Below are 21,784 nucleotides of genomic sequence, written 5' to 3' on the forward strand. Positions count from 1 at the left end.
CGCGGCCATGCGCGCCGCAAAACAACACTTCATCGCCCCCAGCATCCTGTCCGCCGATTTCGCCCGCCTGGGCGAGGAGGTCCGCAACGTGCTGGCCGCCGGCGCCGACTGGATCCACTTCGACGTGATGGACAACCATTACGTGCCCAACCTGACCTTCGGGCCCATGATCTGCGAGGCGCTGCGCAAGCACGCGGTCAAGCCCGACGGTACGCCTGCCGTCATCGACGTGCACCTGATGGTGCAGCCGGTCGACAGCCTGGCCCAGGCCTTTTGCCGCGCCGGCGCCGACATGGTCACCTTTCACCCCGAGGCCAGCGCGCACGTGGACCGCACGCTGCAACTGATCAAGGCCGAAGGCAAGCAGGCCGGCCTGGTGTTCAACCCCGCCACGTCGCTGGACGTGCTGGAGTGGGTCATCGACAAGGTCGACATGGTGCTGCTGATGAGCGTGAACCCCGGCTTCGGCGGCCAGAGCTTCATCCCCAGCGCGCTGGCCAAACTCAGGAAGGCGCGCGAGATCATCGACAAGTCCGGCCGCGACATCCGCCTGGAGATCGACGGCGGCGTGAAGGTGGACAACATCCGCGAGATCGCCGCCGCCGGTGCCGACACCTTTGTGGCCGGCTCGGCCATCTTCGGAAAGCCGGACTACAAGTCCGTCATCGACGCCATGCGCGCCGAGTTGGCGAAGGCCTGATCGCGATGGCTTCCATCCTGCTCGTCTGCACCGCCAACATCTGCCGCTCGCCGATGGCCGAGGCCATCTTCAGGGCCAAGCTGGGTGATGTGTTCAAGACCGTCGCGTCAGCCGGCGTGCATGCCGATCCACGCGGAGGCCCGGTGGATGCGCGCGCCGCCGCCGCGCTCGACCGGCACAAGTACAGCCTCGACCGCAAATGGCGCTCGCGCCGCGTGGATCCCGAGACGCTGGGCCAGTACGACCTGGTGCTGGCGATGGAGGCCGAGCATGTGGACGCGCTGCGCCGCAAGGCCCCGCCGGACCTGCACGCGCGCATCCTGCTGCTGACCGATTTCGTGCCGGAGCTGGCCGGCCAGGACGTGCCCGACCCCTACTTCGGCCCCGTAACGGGCTTCGACGTGGTCGTCGGCATGCTGGAGCGCGCGGCGTCGCGGCTGCTGGCCGAGAGCCGCGAGGGCCGGCTGAAGCTGGGTTGATCAGACCTTGCTGGTGGCTTCGGCCACTTCACGCATGTCTGGGCCGCTGCCGCTGAAGCGGTCCAGCGCCAGGTAGATGACCGGCGTGATGTAGAGCGTCACGGCCTGCGACAGGATCAGGCCGCCCACCACGGCCAGGCCCAGCGGCTGGCGCAGCTCGGCGCCGGCGCCCAGGCCCAGCGCGATGGGCAGCGCGCCCATCAGCGCGGCCAGCGTGGTCATCATGATGGGGCGGAAGCGCAGGATGCAGGCTTGGCGTATCGCCTCGGCCGCTGCCAGCCCCTGGCTGCGCTGCACGTCCAGCGCGAAGTCGATCATCATGATCGCGTTCTTCTTCACGATGCCGATCAGCATGACGATGCCGATGGTCGCGATGATGGTCAGCTCCATGCCGAACAGCTGCAGCGTGACCAGCGCGCCCACCGCCGCCGACGGCAAACCGGCCAGGATGGTCAGCGGGTGGATGTAGCTCTCGTACAGCACGCCCAGCAGCACGTAGATGACCGCCACGGCCAGGCCGATCAGCAGCAGCTGGCCGCCCTGCGAATCCTGGAACACCGCCGCGTCACCGCCGTAGCTGGTGATGATGCTGGGCGGCAGCTGGATCTCCTGCGTGAAGGCGGCGATCTGCTGCGTCGCGTCGCCCAGCGGCACGTTGGGCGCGAGGTTGAAGCTGATCGTGATGGCCTGCAGCTGGCCCTGGTGGTTGACGGCCGTGGGGCCCAGCGTGCGCTGCACCGTGGCGAAGGCCGTCAGCGGCACCTGGGCGCCGTTGTTGCCGCGCAGGTAGATCTTGTCGAAGGCGGTCTCGCTGCTGCGGTCGTCGTCGCCGGCCTCCATGATGACCTGGTAGGTGTTGCTCTCGGCGTAGATGCTGGACACCTGGCGCTCGCCGAAGGCGCCGTACAGCGCGTTGCGCAGCTCGCCCATGTCCACGCCCAGCAGCGCCGCGCGCTCGCGGTCGATGACGAGGCTGGCCTGCAGGCCGCGCATCTGCGAGTCGCTGGTGATGTCGCGGAAGCGCTCGTCGGTGCGCAGCTTTTCCTGCAGCTTGGTGGCCCAGGTGCCCAGCTCGCCGGCCGACACCGACTGCAGCGTGTACTGGTAGCGGCTCTTGCTCTGGCGCCCGCCCAGCTGCAGGTTCTGCACCGGGCGCAGGTAGACCTGGACGCCCGGCACCGCACGCAGCTTCTTGCGCAGGCCTTCCAGCACCTTGGGCATGGCCTCGCGCTCGCCGCGTGCCTTCAGGTTGATGAACATGCGGCCGGTGTTGGTGCCGCCGCCTCCGCCACCGCCGCCCACGGCAGAGCTGAGCGCCTTCACGTTGGGGTCGTTGCGGACGATCTCGGCCACGCGGTCCTGCAGCTGCGTCATCGCGGCGAACGACGTGTCCTCGGGCGCCTCGGTGCTGGCCTGGATCTGGCCGATATCTTCCTCGGGGAAGAAGCCCTTGGGGATGGCCATGTAGAACCACACCGTCGCGACGAAGCTCAGCAGCGCGACGCCCAGCACCCAGCCGCGGTGGCGCAGCGCCAGGTCCAGCGTACGCGTGTAGGCGTTCAGCGTGGCCGTGAAGCCGCGCTCGAACAGCCGGCCCATGGCGCCGTCCTCGTGGTGCTCGTCGGCCTTCAGCAGCCGGCTGCACAGCATGGGCACGAGCGTGAGCGACACGACGGCCGACACCAGGATGGACAGGCCCACGACGACGGCGAACTCGTGAAACAGCAGGCCGATGACGCCCGGCATGAAGAAGATGGGGATGAGCACCGCCACCAGCGAGATGGAGATGGACAGGATGGTGAACGCCATCTCGCGCGCGCCGCGCACGGCCGCGTCGAAGGGCTTCATGCCGTCCTCCACATGGCGGACGATGTTCTCCAGCATGACGATGGCGTCGTCCACCACCAGGCCCACCGCCAGCGTGATGCCCAGCAGCGAGATGTTGTCCAGGCTGTAGCCCAGCGCGTACAAGAGCGTCAACGCGCCGATCAGCGAGATCGGCAGCGACGCGGTCGGGATCAGCGTCGCCACCGCGCGGCGCAGGAAGATGAAGATGACCATCACCACCAGGCCCACGGTCAGCGCCAGCGTCAGGTAGACGTCGTGCAGCGACTCGCGGATGGACAGCGAGCGGTCGTTCAGCGTGGACATCCTGACCGACGCCGGCATCTGCTCCGCATAGCGCGGCAGCAGCGCCTTGACCTTGTCGACGACCTGCACGGTGTTGGCATCTGGCTGGCGCTGGATGGCCAGCGTGATGGAGCGCTCGCCCTGGTAGGTCGCGTAGGTCTTGCTTGTCTCGACGCTGTCCTGCACCTCGGCCACATCGCTCAGGTGCACCGGCGCGCCGTTGCGCGACGCGACGACGATGCGCCCGAACTCGGCCGCGCGCTGAAGCTGCTTGTTGGCCTGGATGGTCAGCGTCTGGCGCGAGCCGTCCAGCACACCCACCGGCGTGTTGGCGTTGGCGGCGCGCACGGCGGCCTGCAGCTCGTCCAGCGTGATGTTGCGCTGGTTCAGCAGCTCGGTGCGCACCTTGATGCGCACTGCATAGCGCTTCTGGCCGTAGATGGACACCTGGGCCACGCCGGCTATGGTGGACAGGCCCGGCGACAGCAGGTTCTCGGCGTAGTCGTTCAGCTCCGTCAGGTCCATGGACGGCGACGTCAGCGCCACCAGCAGCACCGGCGCGTCGGCCGGGTTGACCTTGCGGTAGTTGGGCGGCGAGGTCATCTCCGTCGGCAGCGCGCGCAAGCTGCGGAACAGCGCCGCCTGCACGTCCACGGCCGCGGCGTCGATGTTGCGTGACGGGTCGAACTCCAGCGTCAGCGACGTGTTGCCCAGCGTGTTGGTCGACGAGATGGTCTGCAGGCCGGGGATGGTCGAGAACTGTTTCTCCAGCGGCAGCGCGACCGACGACGCCATCGTCTCGGGCGATGCACCCGGCAGCGACGCGCCGACGTTGATGATGGGCGTGTTGTACGACGGCAGCGCGGCGACGGGGATCTTGCTCCAGGCCGCCAGGCCGGCGATGACCAGCGACAGGTTCAGCAGCACGGTCATGACCGGCCGCCGGATGAAGGCTTCGGTGATCCTCATTTGCCGGCGCCCGAGGCTTTGGCGGCCGCCGCCGCGGGGGTCGCAATGCGCAGCGGTGTGCCCGGCCGCAGGTTCTGCTTGCCGTCCATGACGACCTGCGCGGTCGCGTCCAGACCCTCCACGACGGCCTGCTCGCCCAGGCTCGCGCGCACCTGCACGGGCGCCTGCTTGGCCGTGTTGTCCGGCCCCACCACGTACACCGAGCGTTCGTTGCCGCGCATGATGATCGCGGCCTGCGGCACCACGGTCGCGCCCTGCAGCGTGCGCAGTGTCACACGCACGCGCAGGTACTGGCCCGGCCACAGCGCCTGGGCCTTGTTGTCGAATTCGGCCTTGACCTTGATGGTGCCGGTGGCCGTGTCGACGAGGTTGTCCACCGCCGTCACCCGGCCCTTGACGGCCGCCGCCCCCTTGGCGGCGCCGGGCACCACGGCCTCCACTTCCAGCGCGCCGGCGCGCGTGGCGGCCAGCAGCGCGGCCAGCTGCGTCTCGGGCAGCGTGAAGCTGACGGCGATGGGGTCCAGCTGCGCGATGTTGACCAGCGGCGTCGCCGTCGCGCTGGCCTGCACCAGGCTGCCCGCATAGACGTTGACGATGCCGGCCCGGCCGCCGATGGGCGCGCGCAGCTCGTTGTAGCCGGCCGTGACCTGCGCGGCCTGGATGGCGGCCTCGTCGCTGCGGATCAGCGCCTGTCCGGCGTCGAAGTTGGCCTGCGCCGTGTCGACCGCGTTCTGCGCAATGAAGTTCTGCGCCTTCAGCTCCTTGGCGCGGTTGAGCTGGCGCTCCAGGTCGGTCAGGCTGGCGCGGTCGCGCGCGAGCTGGGCGCGGGCCTTTTCCAACGCGGCGCGGTCGGCGCGGTCATCGAAGCGGAACAGCAGCTGGCCCTTGCTGACGGTCTGCCCGTCCTTCACCAGCACCTGGGCCACAGTGCTGGTGGTCTGCGCGCGCAGGTCCACGCTCTGCAGCGCGGTGACGGTGCCGCTGGCCTCCACGGTGATGGGCACATCGGCCTGCTTCACCTGCACGACGCTGACGTTCTGCGCCGGCGGCGCGCTGGCCGCCCCGGCGGGCCTGGCGGCGCCGGCATCGTCCTTGCGCCCGCAGCCAGCCAGGCCGGCCATGACGAGGCCGCAAAGAATCAGGGAAGAGGTGGCGCGCATGCAAGCCTGCTGAAAGTAATGGGGGTTGACCGCAAGGTCGGGCCAGATTAGCCACCCCGTTTTGCTCGCAGATTGCTGAGCGCGCCCGATGGCGCGTTTTTTACGCCTGCTTCTGCAGCGCGCGGGCCAGCTGCGCCCCCACCCGGGCGTTGTTCTTGACCAGTGCGATGTTGGTGGCCAGGCTTCTGCCGCCGGTCAGCGCCTTGATGCGCGCCAGCAGGAAGGGGGTGATGGCCTTGCCCTGGATGCCCTGGTGGTCCGCCTCGGCCAGCGCCTGGGCGGTGATGGCGTCGATTTCCTCCCGCGGCATGGCCTGGGCCGCCGGCACCGGGTTGCTGACGACCACGCCGCCCGACAAGCCCAGCGCCCACTTGGCGCGGATGAAGCGGGCCTGCGTGTCGGCGTCGTCCATGCGGAAGTCGGCCTTCAGGCCCGAGTCGGGCGTGAAGAACGCGGCGAAGTTGTCCTGCCCCACCGACAGCACCGGCACGCCGTGCGTCTCCAGGTATTCCAGCGTCAGGCCCAGGTCCAGGATGGACTTGGCACCGGCGCAGACCACCGCCACCGGCGTGCGCGCCAGCTCCTGCAGGTCGGCCGAAATGTCGAAGCTCTCGGCGCCGCCGCGGTGCACGCCGCCGATGCCGCCGGTGACGAACACGGCGATGTCGGCCAGGTGCGCGCAGATCATCGTCGCGGCCACCGTGGTGGCGCCCAGCCGGCCGGTCGCGAGGGCGAACGGCAGGTCGCGGCGGCTCAGCTTCATCGCGTCGGGCGACTGGGCCAGCTGCTGCAGCTCCTCGTTCGTCAGGCCGACGCGGATGCGGCCACCAATGACGGCGATGGTGGCCGGCACGGCGCCCTCGGCGCGGATGACGTCCTCCACCTCGCGGGCCGTCTCCAGGTTCTGCGGCCAGGGCATGCCGTGGGCAATGATGGTGGACTCGAGGGCCACGATGGGCCGGCCGTCGGCGCGCGCGGCGGCGACCTCGGGCGAGAGCTGGACGAATTCGTTCATGGCTGTTGTTCTTCGAGGAATTGGGGATTCAGGTCGGGATGCACGCTGTCGGTGGTCTGCAGCGTCAGCGCCGCAAGCGCCAGGCCCAGCCGGGCGGCGGCATCGAAATCATCGCAATCGCGCAGCAGCGCTGCGCAGACGCCGGCCGACAGCGCATCGCCCGCGCCGGTCACGTCCACCACGGCCACCTGCGGCGCGGGCCAGTGGCGCGCCGGCTGGCCCGGCTCGCTGAGCAGCAGGCCGCGCGCGCCCTCGGACACCAGCACCCGCTGTACGCCGCGCGCATGCAGCGCGGCCAGCGCCAGCGAGCGGTCGGCGTCCACGGTGGCCAGTTCGCCGGCATTCAGGATCAGCAGGTGCAGGCCGGTCAGCCGCTCGGGCAGGCGCTCCATCTTGGCCTCGGACACGGCCACGCAGACCAGCGGCGCGCCGCCATCGCGCGCCTCGCCCAGCAGCAGCGGCCAGGCGTCGGTGGGCAGGTTGCCGTCGGCCACCACCAGCGCGGCGCCGGCGCGCAGGTCCTTGCTGGCCTGCAGCGCCCAGGGGTTGAGGCGCTCCACCAGCGGCATGGCGGCCAGGCCCAACGTCAGACTGCCGTCCGGGTCCAGCACGGCCGTGTAGCTGTCGCTGGCCTGCCGGCGCAGCCGGATGACGGCGCTCATGTCTATGCCCGCCTGCGTGGCCTGCTCCAGCAGCATGCGGCCGCCGGCGTCGTCACCCATGGCGGCCACCAGCGCGACGGGCAGGCCCAGCCGCGCGAGGTTCTCGGCCACGTTGCGCACCACGCCGCCGGGCGTCTCGTGCGCCTCGCAAGGGTTGGACGAGCCGGGCAGCGCGCTCGCCAGCAGCTTGAGCTTGCGGTCGATGTTGAGCCCGCCGATGCAGACGATGGGGGCGGCGGGGGTGTTCATCGGCGCAATTCTAGGAAGCGAACCACGCCGCGATCGCCGCAGCCAGCGACTGCACAACCTGTTCGTCGTTGCGGCCGCTGCGGACGCGCACATGGAAGGCGTGGTCGGCGTCGTCCTCGATGTGCAGCGTGGCGCGTTCCTGCAGACCTTGCACGACACCCTGCAGCAGCGTCAGTTCGGCCAGTTCGTCGCGCGTGCCCTGCAGGAACAGCATCGGCACTTTCACGTCGGCCAGATGCGCGGCGCGCTCGACGCCCGGCTTGCCCGCCGGGTGCAGCGGGAAGCCGACGAACACCAGCCCGCGCACGCCGGGCATGGCCCGCGCAGCCTGGGCCTGCGACGTCATGCGGCCGCCGAAGGACTTGCCGCCCGCGAACAGCGGCGTGTCGGGCAGGCGTTCGCGCGCGGCCGCCACAGCCGCCCGCACGGCCGCTTGCGCAACCGCGGGCGAATCCGGCCGCTTGGAGCCGCGCTCCATGTAGGGGAACTGGTAGCGCAGCGTGGCCACGTCGTGCGCCAGCAGCGCCTGCGCCAACGCCTCCATGAAGCTGTGTGCCATGCCCGCGCCGGCGCCATGCGCGAACACATAGCAGGCCCGCGGCTGCGGCGGCTGCAGCCACAGTGCGGACACGGTGGTGGCGTCATCGACGCTGAGCGTGAGGTTCATGCCGTCAGCTTATGCGCTAGAGTCGCCCGCGGTGCGGCACACGCCGCCCACGTCGCTCGGACGGTTCCGGGCGCTTACGTACACAGCCAATGACTTCTTCGTCTTCCGCTTCCAGCGGCAAGCGCCGTTTCGCGCGCATCGACCGCCTGCCGCCCTACGTCTTCAACATCACGGCCGAGCTCAAGCTCGCGGCCCGCCGGCGTGGCGAGGACATCATCGACATGAGCATGGGCAACCCCGACGGGGCCACGCCGCCGCACATCGTCGCCAAGCTCGCCGAGGTCGCCCAGCGGCCCGACACGCACGGCTACTCGGCCAGCAAGGGCATTCCGCGCCTGCGCCGCGCGATCTCGCACTGGTACCAGCGCCGCTACGGCGTGGACATCAACCCCGACAGCGAGGCCATCGTCACCATCGGGTCGAAGGAAGGCCTGGCTCACCTGATGCTGGCGACGCTGGACCGCGGCGACACCGTGCTGGTGCCCGACCCCAGCTACCCCATCCACATCTACGGCGCGGTCATCGCCGGCGCCGACATCCGCGCCATCCCGGTGTCGAGCGAGGTGGACTTCTTCGCCGAGCTGGAGCGCACCATCCGCGGCAGCTACCCCAAGCCCAAGATGATGGTGTTCGGCTTCCCGTCCAACCCGACAGCGCAGTGCGTGGAGCTGAGCTTCTTCGAGCGCGTCGTGGCACTCGCAAAGAAGCACGACATCCTGGTCGTGCACGACCTCGCCTATGCCGACATCGTGTTCGACGGCTACCAGGCGCCGTCCATCATGCAGGTGCCCGGCGCCAAGGACGTGGCGGTCGAGTTCTTCACGCTCAGCAAGAGCTACAACATGGCCGGCTGGCGCGTCGGCTTCATGGTTGGCAACCCCGACCTCGTCGCCGCACTCGCGCGCATCAAGAGCTATCACGACTACGGCACGTTTACGCCGCTGCAGGTGGCGGCCATCGCCGCGCTGGAGGGCGACCAGCAGTGTGTGAGCGACATCTGCGCCAGCTACCAGCGCCGCCGCGACGTGCTCTACAAGGGCCTGATCGAAGCGGGCTGGCAGGTCGACTGCCCCAAGGCCAGCATGTACATCTGGGCGCGCATTCCCGAGCCCTACCGCGAGCTGGGCTCGCTGGAGTTCGCGCGCCAGCTGATGGAAAAGGCCAAGGTCTGCGTGTCGCCTGGCATCGGCTTCGGCGACCATGGCGACGGCCATGTGCGCTTCGCGCTGATCGAGAACGAGTCACGCATCCGCCAAGCGGTGCGCGGCATCAAGGCGATGTTCAAGGCCGACGGGCTGCTCAAGGCCTAGCCGACATTGCGGCTCTGCCACAACGCCAGCCCGCCCACCGCCAGCACATGGTCCTCCCAACCTTCCAGGCCGGAGACGATCAGCGTGCCGATGCGGCCCTTGCCGCGCAGGACCAGCGGCACGGCGCCGCCTTCCGCGCGGTAGAGGTCGGGGTCCAGGCCGGTTTCCTTGTGGAAGTCGGCCTGGCGCTCGAGGAACTGCTGCCTGACCATCCACGAGCTGTGGCCGAAGCGGCGCACGACGTTCTTCTTCTTGATGACCCAGTCGGCGTTGCCCGCCGTCGTGCCGTCCATGAAATAGACGAACAGCGGGTGCTCGTCCTTCTCGATGTGGATGGCAATGGGCCGGCCCGGGAACCACTCCAGCGACAGTGCGACGATGGCTTGGCCGATGGCCAGCGCATCGGCCGCATTCAGCCGGTCGAACACCAGCGCGTTTTCCTGGGCCGCGCAGTCGGCGACGGTCGCGGGCGCTTTCGGGGTCTTGTCCATGGTGACTGTGCCGTGTCGGAGTGGGCGTGACCCATCGTAGGCCCGTACTTTCGTGAAACTGATGAAGCCGATGACCCACTCAACTTCCCTGCAAGCCTGCATCCTCGACCTCGACGGCACGCTGGTCGACACGCTGGGCGATTTCGTCGCCGTGCTGGGCCGTGTGCTGTCCGACCTGGGCCTGCCGCCGGTCACGCGCGACTTCATCGAGCGCACCATCGGCAAGGGCAGCGAGCACCTGGTGCGCACGACGCTGGCCCATGTGGGCGGCGCACCCGCGCTGTTCAACCGCGCTTGGCCGCTGTACCAGCAGCACTATGCGGCGCTGAACGGCCAGCATGCGGCCGTCTATCCGGGCGTCATCGAAGGACTGGAGCTGCTGCGCTCACGCGGCCTGCCGCTGGCCGTGCTGACCAACAAGCCCGGCGCACCGGCTCGCGAGTTGCTGCGGCGCAAGGGGCTGAACCACTACTTCAGCCACGTGTTCGGCGGCGACGACTTCGAGCGCAAGAAGCCCGACCCGCTGCCGCTGCTGAAGACCTGCGAGGCCCTGGGCACGGCGCCGTCGGCGACCTGGATGGTGGGCGACTCGCGCAACGACGCCGAAGCGGCCAACGCCGCTGGGTGCCCGCTGGTGCTGGTGACCTATGGCTACAACCACGGCGAGGACATCCGCGCCGTGGCGGCGCTGCAGCATGTCAGCCGGCTGGACGAGGTTCGGCTCGACTGACCGGCACTCTTGCCTTGGGGGCCGAGCGCCGGGCCGCCCCAAGCCGGCCCGTCTGGCGATGTGCGAGCGGGGAACGCCCTGCGAGCATCGTCGTCCCCTCGGGGGACCGGCTGGACTTGCCCGCGTTCAGCGGCAAGGCCGGACGAGGGGTCTCAGGTTCTAGCGTCGACGCTCTTTCTTGATGCCCAGCAGCGCTTCCTTCAGGCTTGCATCGGCCGGCTTGTCGCCCAGCCAGATGCGCAGCAGCGCCGAGAAGAATTCGGGCTCCTTGATGGTTTCGCCGATGGCCTTGCCGTTCAGCAGCACCGTCGAGCCCACGCCCGGCACATAGTCCACCGAGAAGTTGTCGCCGCTGTTGAGCTGCTTGCGGCTGGCGAAGATCTCGCTGAGCTTCAGCACGCCGTTGATGGACTTGACGAACTCCTCGCGCGGCGCGTTGTCCTCCATGCCCTTGGTGAACAGCTTGCCCAGTTCGTTGCCATCGATGTCGCGCAACATGCTGATGTGGATGCGCTTGGGGCCCGGTGCAGCCAGCACCTCGGCCGGCGTGCCGGCCTTGGTCGTCAGGTACAGACCCGCCGTGTAGACCTTGACGACGAACTTGTAACGGGTGCCGGCACCGTTGAGCTGCAGCTTCTGACCCGCCAGGTCCAGGGCGGTCTCGTACTTGACGTTGCTCACCTCGACGGTCTGGGCCCAGGTGCTCCCCCCGCTCAGGCTGCCCACGGCCAGGCAGGCCGCGACGACGATTGCGCGCATATCTCGCTCCATTGTTCTGCCGCGATGGCGGCGTCTCCGTGAGCCGAAGTATGGCGCGATCGGCGCAAAACCCCGCTGATACACTGGCCCGCATGTTCATCACGCGCAAGCACATCACGGGGTCGAGCGACCGGGGAGCCTGGCCCTGGCGTCGCTGGTTCACTGCCGTTTGATGCCGCTTGGCGCGCCCTGACGCGCTTTTCCTCGCGTTGCCCGTGTTCATCCGCCGGGCTGCACGCCAAGCCCTGAAGCTGTCTTTTCAAGGTTTGAGACGTGATCACTGAACTCGAATTCCAGAGCCTCGCCGCCGAGGGCTACAACCGCATTCCGCTCATCAGCGAAGCCTTTGCGGACCTCGAAACCCCGCTGTCCCTGTACCTCAAGCTGTGCGCCGGCTCCGGCCACGGGCGCAACAGCTTCCTGCTGGAGTCCGTCGTCGGCGGCGAGCGCTTCGGGCGCTACTCCTTCATCGGCCTGCCGGCGCGCACGCTGATCCGCGCCACCGGCACGCACTGCGAGGTGCTGACCGACGGCCAGATCGTCGAGACGGCTGATGCCAACCCGCTGGACTTCATCGCGGCCTACCAGGAGCGCATCAAGCCCAGGATCCCCGCCGGCCTGCCGCGCTTCTGCGGTGGCCTGGCCGGCTACTTCGGCTACGAGGCCGTGCGCGCCATCGAGAAGAAGCTGGACCGCGCACACAAGGGCGAAGGCCTGGGCACGCCGGACATCGTGCTGCTGCTGTCGGAAGAGATCGCCGTCATCGACAACCTGTCGGGGCGGCTGTACCTCATCGTCTGGGCCGACCCGCGCCAGCCCGAGGCCTATTTCCGCGCGAAGAAGAAGCTCTCGCAGCTGCGCGACAAGCTGACCTACTCCGTCAGCGTGCCGCGCGTGGCGCGCACCGAGGCGCACCCGGTCACACGCGGCTTCGCCAAGGCCGACTTCCTGGCCGCCGTGGCCAAGGCCAAGGAATACATCGCCGCCGGCGACCTGATGCAGGTGCAGGTGGGCCAGCGCATCTCCAAGCCCTACAAGGCCGAGCCCATCGCGCTGTACCGCGCGCTGCGGGCGCTGAACCCCAGCCCCTACATGTACTTCTACGACCTGGGCGATTTCCAGATCGTCGGCGCCAGCCCCGAGATCCTGGTGCGTGAAGAGCACGCCAGCGACGGCTCACGCAAGGTCACCATCCGCCCGCTGGCCGGCACCCGCCCGCGCGGCGCGACGACGGAGCGCGACCTGGAGCTGGAAGCCGAGCTGCAGGCCGACCCCAAGGAGCGCGCCGAGCACCTGATGCTGATCGACCTGGCCCGCAACGACATCGGCCGCATCGCGCGCACCGGCAGCGTCAAGGTCACGCAGGCCTTCGTCGTGGAGCGCTACTCGCACGTGATGCACATCGTGTCCAACGTCGAAGGCGTGCTGCGCCCCGAGGTGGGCCAGCTGGACGTGCTGAAGGCCACCTTCCCCGCCGGCACGCTGACCGGCGCGCCCAAGGTGCGCGCCATGGAGCTGATCGACGAGCTGGAGCCCGTGCAGCGCGGCATCTATGGCGGCGCCTGCGGCTATCTCAGCTTTGCCGGCGACATGGACCTGGCGATCGCGATCCGCACCGGCATCATCAAGAACGGCACGCTGTATGTGCAGGCCGCTGCGGGGGTTGTCGCGGATTCAGTGCCCGAACTTGAGTGGCAAGAGACCGAAGCCAAAGCCAGAGCGCTGCTGCGCGCCGCCGAACTCGTCGAGGAGGGCTTCTAAATGCTGCTGATGATCGACAACTACGACAGCTTCACGTTCAACATCGTCCAGTACTTCGGTGAACTGGGCGCCGACGTGAAGGTGGTGCGCAACGACGAGATCACGGTCGCTGAAATGGCGGCGCTGGATCCCGATCACATCGTGTTCTCGCCCGGCCCCTGCACGCCCAACGAGGCGGGTGTGTGCGTGGAGGCCATCCAGCACTTCATCGGCAAGAAGCCGCTGCTGGGCGTCTGCCTGGGCCACCAGGCCATGGGCCAGGCGCTGGGCGGCAAGATCATCCGCGCGAAGACACAGATGCACGGCAAGGCCAGCACCATCACGACCGATCAGCGCGGTGTCTACACGGGCCTGCCCAAGGACTTCTCGGTGATCCGCTACCACTCGCTGGTCATCGAGGAGGCCTCGTGCCCCGCGGTGCTGGAGATCACGTCGCGCAGCGACGACGGCGAGATCATGGGCGTGCGCCACCGCGAGCTGGCCGGCACGGCCACGCCGCTGGAGGGTGTGCAGTTCCACCCCGAGTCCATCCTCAGCGAGCATGGGCACGCGATGCTGCGCAACTTCCTGGAGCTGCGGCCATGAGCGCCGCGCCGGGCCGCCCCAAGCAAGCTCACACCCCCGTGGGGGGACAGGCCGCAGGCCGAAGGGGGCATCAGTGACCGACTACGCCCCGTCGTCTGGCGGTGGCGGCCCGGCCACCGTTGTTGATCTGCGCAGCGATACGGTCACCAAGCCGACCGCTGCGATGCTCGAAGCGATCGCCGCCGCCCAGGTGGGCGACGACGTCTTCGGCGACGACCCCACCGTCAACGCGCTGCAGGAGCGCGTCGCTGCGCTGCTGGGCAAGGAAGCCGCGCTGTTCATGGCCAGCGGCACGCAGAGCAACCTCTGCGGCCTGCTGGCCCACTGCGGCCGTGGCGACGAGTACATCGTGGGCCAGCTGGCGCACACCTACCGCTACGAAGGCGGCGGTGCGGCGGTGCTGGGCAGCATCCAGCCCCAGCCCCTGCCCAACCAGCCCGACGGCACGCTGAAGCTGGACGACATCGCCGCGGCCATCAAGCCCGACGACCCGCATTTCGCGCGCACGCGACTGCTCGCGCTGGAGAACACCTGGAGCGGCAACGTGCTGCCGGCCAGCTATGTCGCCGACGCCTGCGAGCTGGCCCATGCGCGCGGCCTGGCCACGCACCTGGACGGCGCGCGACTGTTCAACGCCGCCGTCGCGTCGGGCCGCACGATGGCCGAGCTGGCTCGGCATTTCGACTCCGTCTCCATCTGCTTCAGCAAGGGCCTGGGCGCGCCCATAGGCTCCATGCTGGTCGGCTCGAAGGACCTGATCGCTCGCGCCCACCGCGTGCGCAAGATGGTGGGCGGCGGCCTGCGCCAAGTGGGCCTGCTGGCGGCCGCAGCCGACCATGCGCTGACCCACCACGTCGAGCGCCTGGCCGACGACCACGCGCTGGCCAAGCGGCTGGCCCAGGGCCTCGCAGCGCTGCCGGGTATCACCGTCACGCCACCGCAGACCAATATCGTCTTCGCCCAGGTCAGCGACGGCCGCACGCCGGCGCTGCTGGCGCACCTGAAATCGCGCGGCGTGCTGGCGACGGGCCTCATCGGCCTGCGCTTCGTCACGCATCTGGACGTTGACGCCGCCGGCGTCGACCACGCCATTGCGGCCACACGCGAGTTTCTGCAGGAGGCTTGAGCATGTCGACATCCACGCTGCTGATCTCCCTGTTTGAGCAGAAGGCTGCAATCAACCGCGAGTTCTTCGCGGCGTTGGCCGGTGCGTCGTTGTCATCCGACAACCGCCACATCGCCATCCGCACGCTGAACCATATCCACACGGTGGACCGCATCTTCGCGGCCCACCTGCGCGGCGAGCCGCACGGCTTTGAGGCCAGCAACACCGCGGCCACGCCGACGCTGGACGAGCTGCGTGATTCGGTCGCAGAGGTGGACGGCTGGTACGTCGACTACGTGCGCGGCCTGGCGCCCGAGCAGTTCGAGGAGGTGCTGAGCTTTCGCTTCACCGACGGCGACGCCGGCCGCATGAGCCGCGAGGAAATCCTGGCCCACGTCATCCACCACGGCAGCCACCACCGCGGCAATGTCGGCATGCTGATGAAGCAGATCGACGAGCCACCGCCGCGCGATCTGTTCACCCGCTATCTCCATCAGAACGAACCCCAGCGCCGGGAGCTTTGACATGCCCATCACCGACACCGAAGCCCTGACCCGCGTCATCGAGCACCGCGAGATCTTCCACGACGAGATGCTGACGTTGATGCGCCGCATCATGGCCGGCGAGATGTCGCCCGTCATTGCGGCCGCGCTGCTGACCGGCCTGCGCGTGAAGAAGGAAACCATCGGCGAGATCACCGCCGCCGCGCAGGTCATGCGCGAACTCAGCAACAAGGTGCCGCTGGGCCCGCTGCCGCACCTGGTCGACGTGGTCGGCACCGGCGGCGACGGCGCGCACAGCTTCAACATCTCGACCTGCTCGATGTTCGTCGCCGCGGCGGCCGGCGCGCAGGTCGCCAAGCACGGCAACCGCAGCGTCAGCAGCAAGACCGGCAGCGCCGACGTGCTGGAGGCGCTGGGCGCCAACATCCAGCTGACGCCGCGCCAGGTGGCCGCCAGCGTCGCCGAGTGCGACATCGGCTTCATGTTCGCGCCCAACCACCACCCGGCGATGAAGAACGTGGCGCCCGTGCGCCGCGAGATGGGCGTGCGCACCATCTTCAACATCCTGGGCCCGCTGACCAACCCGGCCGGCGCGCCCAACATCCTGATGGGCGTGTTCCACCCCGACCTCGTGGGCATCCAGGTGCGGGTGCTGCAGCGCCTGGGCGCCGAGCATGCGCTTGTCGTCTACGGCAAGGACGGCATGGACGAGATCTCGCTGGGCGCGACGACGCTGGTGGGCGAGTTGAAGGACGGCGCCATCCGCGAGTACGAGATCCATCCCGAGGACTTCGGCTTCGCGATGGCCAGCAACCGCAGCCTCAAGGTCGAAGGCCCCGAGCAGTCGCGCCAGATGCTGGTCGGCGTGCTGGACGGCCAGACCGGGCCGGCGCGCGACATCGTGCTGCTGAACGCCGGCGCGACGCTGTACGCGGCCAATGTGGCCGCCTCGCTGACCGACGGCATCGCCCGCGCCCGCCAGGCGCTGGACAGCGGCGCCGCGCGCGCCAAGCTGGACGCCTTCGTCGCCACCACGCAGAAGCTGGGCGCCGCGTGAGATCCACCGAGGCCTTGCTGCGCGGCATGCTGACGGACGCGCGCGACGCGGCCCAGCTGTGGTGCCCGCGGCTGGAGCCTCATCCGGCCGCGCTGATCACCGGGCTGGCCGGCGCCGCGCTGGGCGTCGTCAGCCACCGCCAGGGATCGGCGCTGCTGGGCTGGATCGCGCTGGCGCTGTGCGTGCTCGGCATGGCGCTGTACGCCACGCTGCGCCGCCACGGCATAGGCTGGCGGCTGCACCTCGCCGCGCCCGCGCGCATCGAGCCCGTGGGCGTGGACGGCGAGGCCCGCACGCTGGACGGCGCGGGATGGTCCGTCTACTGCGTGGGCGGCAACGGCCGGCGCACACTGGCGCTGGAGTTCCGCCACGAGGATGGCGGCAAGCCGCTGCGCATCTTCCAGACCCGCGCCGGCGCCAACCGCGCCGAACATCAACTGACCAGCCAGCTCGCCGACACGCTCAGCGCGCGGCTGCACATGGGCCGCCAAGGCCTGAGTCTTTGAACCTGCAGAGCAAACAGATGACCGACATCCTGAATCGCATCGTCGAAGTGAAGTGGGAAGAGGTCGCCGCGGCGAAAGCGAGGCGATCACCGGCCTCGCTGCGCGAGGAGGCCGAGGCCCGCCGCGGCGAGCAGCTCGGCTTCGAGCGCTCGCTGCGCGCCAGCATCGCGGCCGGTCATGCCGGCGTGATCGCCGAGATCAAGAAGGCCAGCCCCAGCAAGGGCGTGCTGCGCGAGGACTTCAAGCCCGCCGAGATCGCCGAGAGCTACGCCCGCAACGGCGCGGCCTGCTTGAGCGTGCTGACGGACGAGCGCTTCTTCCAGGGCTCGGTCGCCCATCTGCGCCAGGCACGCGCCGCCTGCGAGCTGCCGGTGCTGCGCAAGGACTTCATGGTCGACGAATACCAGGTCATGGAAGCCGGTGCGATGGGCGCCGACTGCATCCTGCTGATCGCCGCCTGCCTGGCCGACTCGCAGATGGCCGACCTCGAGGCCGCCGCCCACGCCATCGGCCTGGACGTGCTGGTGGAAGTGCACGACGGCGACGAGCTGGACCGCGCACTGGCGCTGAAGACGCCGCTGGTGGGCATCAACAACCGCAACCTGCGCACCTTCGACGTGACGCTGGACACCACGCTGGACCTGCTGCCCCGCGTGCCGGCCGACCGCTTGCTGGTGACCGAGAGCGGCATCCTGGGCGTGGCCGACGTGAAGCGCATGCGCGATGCGAACGTGCACGCCTTCCTGGTCGGCGAGGCCTTCATGCGCGCGCCGGACCCGGGCCAGGCATTGGCGACACTGTTCGCATGAAGCTGCCGCTCGAACTCCCCGACACCGACTGGCGCCCCGTCGTCGACGCCTGGGCCGCGTCACCCGTCGGGCAGAAGCTGCTGGCCTATCTGGCCGAACGCGATGCCGCCGGCGCCACCATCTATCCGCCGAAGCCGCTGCGCGCGCTCACGCTGACGCCGCTGGCGCAGACCCGTGTCGTCATCCTGGGCCAGGACCCGTACCACGGCCCCGGCCAGGCCGAGGGCCTGTCCTTCAGCGTGCCCGAAGGCGTGCCCTTCCCGCCCAGCCTGCGCAACATCTTCAAGGAGATCCAGCGCGACCTGGGCAAGCCCTTCCCGCCCACGGGCAGCCTGGTGCGCTGGGCCGAGGGCGGCACGCTGCTGCTGAACGCCGTGCTGACGGTGGAGAACGGCCAGGCCGCCAGCCACGCCAACCGCGGCTGGGAGCAGCTCACCGACGCGCTGATCAAGGCCGCCGCCGAAGACCCCGCCCCCAAGGTCTTCATGCTATGGGGCAGCTACGCCCAGGCCAAGGCACCGCTGATCGAGGCGGCGCGACAAGATCACCTGGTGCTGAAGGCCAACCACCCGTCGCCGCTGTCGGCGCTGAAGCCGCCGCGGCCCTTCATCGGCTGCGGGCACTTCTCGACGGCCAAGGCGTGGCTGGAGGAACGGGGCCGAGGCGCACCGCGCAAGGCCTGAGCGCCTTTCAGGCGGCGATTGTTCCGTTCAAAGCAACTCGCCGTTCTATCCGCCCGGCTTTCTCATTCAGGCCCAAGTTTCTACAGTGACCATCCATGGGCACACCGACAACGGTGGCCCCAAGGAGAGTCACGATGAACACCCGTTCCCTATTCACGCTGATCACCGCCGCGACGGCCGTCACGGCGCTGGCGGCGGGCCTGATGCTGGCGATCAACGCCCCGGCGCCCGCCAACGAAGAATTCGGCCAGCCGCTGCTGACGGCCAGCGCCGCGCCCGAGGAAGCCTGAGCGCTCAGCTCAGCGCACAGCGCACTTTGAGGCCTGCCGTGCTCTGCGAACCCAGCAGTTCAACCACCCAGTCCACGAACACCCGCAGCTTGCTGCTCAGGTGGCGGTTGGGCGGGTAGACGACGTAGACCGGGATCGGATCCACCGTCCAGTCCTCCAGCACCCGCACCAGGCCGCCGCTCTTCAGCAGCGGCGCGGCCATGAAGCAGGTCACCTGCACGACCCCCAGATGGGCCAGCCCCGCGTTCAGATAGGCGTTCGCGTCGTTGACCGCGAGCACGTGGTTGCCCACCACCTCCACCACCTCGTCGCCGCGCTTGAAGGTGTCCGACATGACCTTGCCTGAGCGCGCCGAGAAGTAGCCCACCATGCGATGCGGCGGCTGCGTCAGTTCCAGCGGATGGGCCGGCGTGCCGTGGCGGCGCAGGTACTCGGGCGTCGCGCAGGTCACGAAATGGAATTCGCCGATGCGCCGCGCCACCAGGCTCTGGTCGGTCAGGTCGCCGCCGCGGATGACGCAGTCGATGTTGTCGCTGATCAGGTCCACCGTGCGGTCGCTGACGCCCAGCTCGATCTGGATGTCGGGGTACTTGGCGTAGAAATCCGGCAGATGCGGAATGATCATCTCGCGCCCCACCACGCCCGGCACGTCGATGCGGATGCGCCCGCGCGGCGTCATGCGCGCCTGGTTCATGCTGCCTTCCAGCTCGTCCAGGTCGCCCAGCAGCCGCGTCGCACGCTCGTAGTAGGCGGCGCCGTCGGGCGTCACCGTCACGCGCCGCGTCGTGCGGTTCAGCAGCTTGGTGCGCAGATGGGTTTCCAGCGTCTGGATCAGGCGCGTGACCGTGGCCTTGGGCAGGTCCAGCGAGTCGGCGGCCTTGGTGAAGGTGCCGGCCTCGACAACCCGGACATAGGCTTGCATCGCTTGGAGTCGGTCCATGGGCTTTGGCGGGGGTGAATCGGTTCATTGTTCCACGTGGGGGAAAAGTGAGTCACTTCCCAGGCCGTTTATCCCTGGGACACGCGCCCCTAAATTTGCTGCCATGCACAAAACGGCAGATCCCTCCCTTGTCCGGCCTTCGCCCAAGCCTCTTCGGCTGGGCCCGGCGCCCGGCCTCGCGGCCGAGTTCCACCCGGCGGCCCGGCCGCTGGACGACGGCGGCACCCGCGCACTGATGCTGTACCTGCACGGCGGCGGCTTCACCGGCGGCTCGCTGGCGGACGCCCGCGAACGCAGCGAGCTGCTGGCCGCGGCCGGTGCCGACGTCGTCGCGCTGGACTACCCGCTGGCACCCGCCCACGCTTTCCCGGCCAGCCTGGCGGCCGCCTTCGACGCGCTGCAGGCCATGGCCACCAAGCCGGCCAGGCTGACTGGCAGCCCGCACACCGCGCTGTTCGTGGCCGGCGAGGAGGCTGGCGGCAACATCGCCACGGCCTTGTCGCTGATGGCACGCGACCAGCATGCGCCCGCGCTGGCCGGCCAGCTGCTGATCTCGCCCATGCTGGACCCGCAGTTGGGCAGCGCCTCCATGCGCGACGGCGAATGCGGCGGCAGCGAATGCGTCTACGCCAAGGGCTGGCAGGCCTACCTGGGCACGTGCGCCAACGCCGACCACCCCTACGCGGTGCCACTGAACGCCAGCCGGCTGTCGGGCCTGGCGCCCGCGCTGATCCTGGGCGAGGTCGGCCACCCGCTGAACGACGAGGCGCGCCGCTACGCCGCCACGCTGCGCGAACACGGTGGCCTGGCCCGCGACCTGACGCTGCCGGCCGTCGCCGCCGAGCACGCGCTGAATCCCATCCACGAGTTCCTGCGCGACGCGGCCCGCCGCGCGCTGAATCTTCCCGTCTGACCCTTCTCGGAGCGAACTAGAAATGCAGTCCACCACCCCTCGTCTCAACCGTCGCGTCGGCCTGATCGCCGGCGCCGCCGCCCTGGTCGCGCTGGGCGCCATTGGCGTTGCGCAATTCGGCAGCAGCAATGCGCAGGCCAACTCCGGCCCCGCCGCACCGCCGGCCACGCCGGTGTCCGTCGCCCAGGTCGTCAGCCAGGACGTCGCCGCCTGGAACGAGTTCTCCGGCCGACTGGAGGCCGTGGATCGCGTGGACGTGCGGGCCCGCGTGTCGGGCGCCGTGCAGGCCGTGCACTTCCGCGAGGGCAGCCTTGTGAAGGCCGGCGACCTGCTCGTCACCATCGACCCCGCGCCCTACCAGGCCGAGGTGGCCCGCGCCGAGGCCCAGGTGGCCGCCGCCCAGGCCCGCATGGCCTACACGCAGAGCGAGGCCCAGCGCGCCAAGGCGCTGCTGGAGGAGCGCGCCGTGTCCCGCCGCGACTTCGACGAGCGCGACAACGCCGCCCGTGAAGGCGCCGCCAACCTGCGCGCCGCCCAGGCCGCGCTGCAGTCGGCGCAGCTCAACCTCGGCTACACGCAGGTGCGGGCGCCGGTGGCCGGCCGCGTCGGCAAGATCGAGGTGACCACCGGCAACCTGGTCGCGGCAGGCGCCGGCGCGCCGGTGCTGACCAACCTCGTGTCGGTCAGCCCCATCTACGCCAGCTTCGACGCCGACGAGAAGATCGTCCGCGAGGCGCTGGCCTCGCTGCCCGGCGGCGCGGCGGAGCGACGCGGCATGGAGCGCATTCCGGTCGAGATGCTCGCGGGCAGCGACAAGGCCACCACCGGCCGCCTGCAGCTGGTGGACAACCAGGTCGACGCCAGAAGCGGCACGCTGCGCGTGCGCGCGGTGTTCGACAACAAGGACGGCGGCCTGATTCCCGGCCAGTTCGCCAAGCTGCGCATGGGCCAGGCGAAGAACGAGGCCGCGCTGCTGGTCAACGAGCGCGCCGTCGGCACCGACCAGGACAAGCGCTACGTCATCGTCGTCGGCGCCGGCAACCAGGCCGAATGGCGGCCGGTGACGCTGGGCGCCAACGTGAACGGCCTGCGCGTCGTCACCAGCGGCCTGAAGGGCGGCGAGCGCATCGTCGTCGGCGGCGTGCAGCGCGTGCGGCCGGGCTCGGTGCTCGCGCCCAAGGACGTCGCGATGGACGCCAAGCCCGAGTTGAGCGCGCAACAGGCCGCCGCCAAGAACTCCTGATCTAGCCCACCTCTCACCGCGAGCCCCGTCCAGCGGGCCGGTTCAGCCGGCCTGCGGGGCGCGTGCTG

The 21,784-nt window shown here is 69.5% G+C and carries 23 protein-coding genes; 15 read left to right on the top strand and 8 right to left on the bottom strand.

The annotated features are described in order from the left end of the window. Positions 1-7 precede the first annotated feature (7 nt). Both rpe and J2X21_RS11680 read left to right on the top strand, forming a co-directional pair. The gene (gene rpe, locus J2X21_RS11675; RefSeq protein WP_310328666.1) at positions 8-700 is read left to right on the top strand and encodes a ribulose-phosphate 3-epimerase; all 693 of its coding nucleotides are present in this window, start codon (positions 8-10) and stop codon (positions 698-700) included. Between the two features lie 5 nt (positions 701-705). After that, positions 706-1,179 (top strand): low molecular weight protein-tyrosine-phosphatase, encoded by a 474-nt coding sequence (locus J2X21_RS11680; protein ID WP_310328667.1) that lies wholly within the window; start codon positions 706-708, stop codon positions 1,177-1,179. Here J2X21_RS11680 and J2X21_RS11685 read toward each other — a convergent pair whose 3' ends face one another. From J2X21_RS11685 to J2X21_RS11705, 5 genes are all read right to left on the bottom strand, one after another. After that, on the bottom strand, positions 1,180-4,278 hold the full coding sequence (locus J2X21_RS11685) for an efflux RND transporter permease subunit (protein WP_310328668.1): 3,099 nt from the start codon (positions 4,276-4,278) through the stop codon (positions 1,180-1,182). Beyond that, a complete protein-coding gene (locus tag J2X21_RS11690) occupies positions 4,275-5,438 on the bottom strand; it encodes an efflux RND transporter periplasmic adaptor subunit (protein WP_310328669.1) in 1,164 nt (387 codons plus the stop codon). Before J2X21_RS11690 ends, J2X21_RS11685 begins: the two co-directional genes overlap by 4 nt. A 100-nt stretch (positions 5,439-5,538) precedes the next feature. Further along, positions 5,539-6,453 carry a pseudouridine-5'-phosphate glycosidase gene (locus J2X21_RS11695; RefSeq protein WP_310328670.1) on the bottom strand — a complete coding sequence of 305 codons (915 nt, stop codon included), beginning with the start codon at positions 6,451-6,453 and terminating at the stop codon, positions 5,539-5,541. Beyond that, the gene (locus J2X21_RS11700) at positions 6,450-7,364 is read right to left on the bottom strand and encodes a carbohydrate kinase family protein (protein WP_310328671.1); all 915 of its coding nucleotides are present in this window, start codon (positions 7,362-7,364) and stop codon (positions 6,450-6,452) included. Before J2X21_RS11700 ends, J2X21_RS11695 begins: the two co-directional genes overlap by 4 nt. A 10-nt stretch (positions 7,365-7,374) precedes the next feature. Continuing rightward, complete coding sequence (locus J2X21_RS11705) at positions 7,375-8,031, bottom strand: alpha/beta hydrolase family protein (RefSeq protein ID WP_310328672.1); 657 nt, start codon at positions 8,029-8,031, stop codon at positions 7,375-7,377. An 89-nt stretch (positions 8,032-8,120) separates the two neighbouring features. Here J2X21_RS11705 and alaC point away from each other — a divergent pair, with 89 nt between their 5' ends. Then, entirely contained in the window at positions 8,121-9,341 is a 1,221-nt protein-coding gene (gene alaC / locus J2X21_RS11710) for an alanine transaminase (protein ID WP_310328673.1), read from the top strand. On the opposite strand, the gene J2X21_RS11715 is transcribed toward alaC, so the two are convergent. Further along, on the bottom strand, positions 9,338-9,832 hold the full coding sequence (locus tag J2X21_RS11715; RefSeq protein ID WP_310328674.1) for a heme-degrading domain-containing protein: 495 nt from the start codon (positions 9,830-9,832) through the stop codon (positions 9,338-9,340). The two genes, alaC and J2X21_RS11715, sit on opposite strands and share 4 nt — an antisense overlap. 70 nt (positions 9,833-9,902) lie before the next feature. On the opposite strand from J2X21_RS11715, the gene gph reads away from it, so the two are divergent. After that, positions 9,903-10,562: a phosphoglycolate phosphatase gene (gene gph / locus J2X21_RS11720; RefSeq protein WP_310328675.1), complete on the top strand. Its 660-nt coding sequence runs from the start codon at positions 9,903-9,905 to the stop codon at positions 10,560-10,562. 159 nt (positions 10,563-10,721) lie between these two features. Here the strand turns inward: gph and J2X21_RS11725 are convergent, their stop codons facing one another. Next, positions 10,722-11,321 (bottom strand): chalcone isomerase family protein, encoded by a 600-nt coding sequence (locus tag J2X21_RS11725; RefSeq protein WP_310328676.1) that lies wholly within the window; start codon positions 11,319-11,321, stop codon positions 10,722-10,724. Positions 11,322-11,594: 273 nt separating this feature from the next. On the opposite strand from J2X21_RS11725, the gene trpE reads away from it, so the two are divergent. The 9 genes from trpE (at position 11,595) to J2X21_RS11770 (ending at position 18,620) form a co-directional block, all read left to right on the top strand. Next, the gene (gene trpE, locus J2X21_RS11730) at positions 11,595-13,082 is read left to right on the top strand and encodes an anthranilate synthase component I (RefSeq protein WP_310328677.1); all 1,488 of its coding nucleotides are present in this window, start codon (positions 11,595-11,597) and stop codon (positions 13,080-13,082) included. After that, complete coding sequence (locus tag J2X21_RS11735) at positions 13,083-13,667, top strand: anthranilate synthase component II (protein WP_310328678.1); 585 nt, start codon at positions 13,083-13,085, stop codon at positions 13,665-13,667. 163 nt (positions 13,668-13,830) lie between these two features. Beyond that, the gene (gene ltaE, locus J2X21_RS11740; protein WP_405048807.1) at positions 13,831-14,793 is read left to right on the top strand and encodes a low-specificity L-threonine aldolase; all 963 of its coding nucleotides are present in this window, start codon (positions 13,831-13,833) and stop codon (positions 14,791-14,793) included. Between the two features lie 2 nt (positions 14,794-14,795). Beyond that, the gene (locus J2X21_RS11745; RefSeq protein ID WP_310328681.1) at positions 14,796-15,296 is read left to right on the top strand and encodes a DinB family protein; all 501 of its coding nucleotides are present in this window, start codon (positions 14,796-14,798) and stop codon (positions 15,294-15,296) included. A gap of 1 nt (position 15,297) precedes the next feature. Beyond that, entirely contained in the window at positions 15,298-16,332 is a 1,035-nt protein-coding gene (gene trpD / locus J2X21_RS11750) for an anthranilate phosphoribosyltransferase (protein ID WP_310328682.1), read from the top strand. Next, positions 16,329-16,838, top strand: coding sequence for a hypothetical protein (locus J2X21_RS11755; RefSeq protein WP_310328683.1), 510 nt, complete (start codon positions 16,329-16,331; stop codon positions 16,836-16,838). Before trpD ends, J2X21_RS11755 begins: the two co-directional genes overlap by 4 nt. A gap of 17 nt (positions 16,839-16,855) precedes the next feature. Next, positions 16,856-17,647 carry an indole-3-glycerol phosphate synthase TrpC gene (trpC, locus tag J2X21_RS11760; protein ID WP_310328684.1) on the top strand — a complete coding sequence of 264 codons (792 nt, stop codon included), beginning with the start codon at positions 16,856-16,858 and terminating at the stop codon, positions 17,645-17,647. Beyond that, the gene (locus tag J2X21_RS11765) at positions 17,644-18,330 is read left to right on the top strand and encodes a uracil-DNA glycosylase (RefSeq protein WP_310328686.1); all 687 of its coding nucleotides are present in this window, start codon (positions 17,644-17,646) and stop codon (positions 18,328-18,330) included. Before trpC ends, J2X21_RS11765 begins: the two co-directional genes overlap by 4 nt. A 134-nt stretch (positions 18,331-18,464) precedes the next feature. Continuing rightward, complete coding sequence (locus J2X21_RS11770) at positions 18,465-18,620, top strand: hypothetical protein (RefSeq protein ID WP_310328687.1); 156 nt, start codon at positions 18,465-18,467, stop codon at positions 18,618-18,620. Positions 18,621-18,624: 4 nt separating this feature from the next. On the opposite strand, the gene J2X21_RS11775 is transcribed toward J2X21_RS11770, so the two are convergent. Continuing rightward, positions 18,625-19,560, bottom strand: a complete 936-nt coding sequence (locus J2X21_RS11775) for a LysR family transcriptional regulator (RefSeq protein WP_310328688.1) — start codon at positions 19,558-19,560, stop codon at positions 18,625-18,627. A 103-nt stretch (positions 19,561-19,663) separates the two neighbouring features. On the opposite strand from J2X21_RS11775, the gene J2X21_RS11780 reads away from it, so the two are divergent. Further along, positions 19,664-20,473 (top strand): alpha/beta hydrolase fold domain-containing protein, encoded by an 810-nt coding sequence (locus tag J2X21_RS11780; RefSeq protein ID WP_310328689.1) that lies wholly within the window; start codon positions 19,664-19,666, stop codon positions 20,471-20,473. 22 nt (positions 20,474-20,495) lie between these two features. Continuing rightward, positions 20,496-21,716: an efflux RND transporter periplasmic adaptor subunit gene (locus J2X21_RS11785; RefSeq protein WP_310328691.1), complete on the top strand. Its 1,221-nt coding sequence runs from the start codon at positions 20,496-20,498 to the stop codon at positions 21,714-21,716. The last annotated feature ends 68 nt before the right edge of the window (positions 21,717-21,784 follow it).

The sequence above is a fragment of the Roseateles asaccharophilus genome, assembly GCF_031458115.1.
In the GTDB taxonomy this organism is placed as follows: domain Bacteria; phylum Pseudomonadota; class Gammaproteobacteria; order Burkholderiales; family Burkholderiaceae_C; genus Pelomonas; species Pelomonas asaccharophilus_A.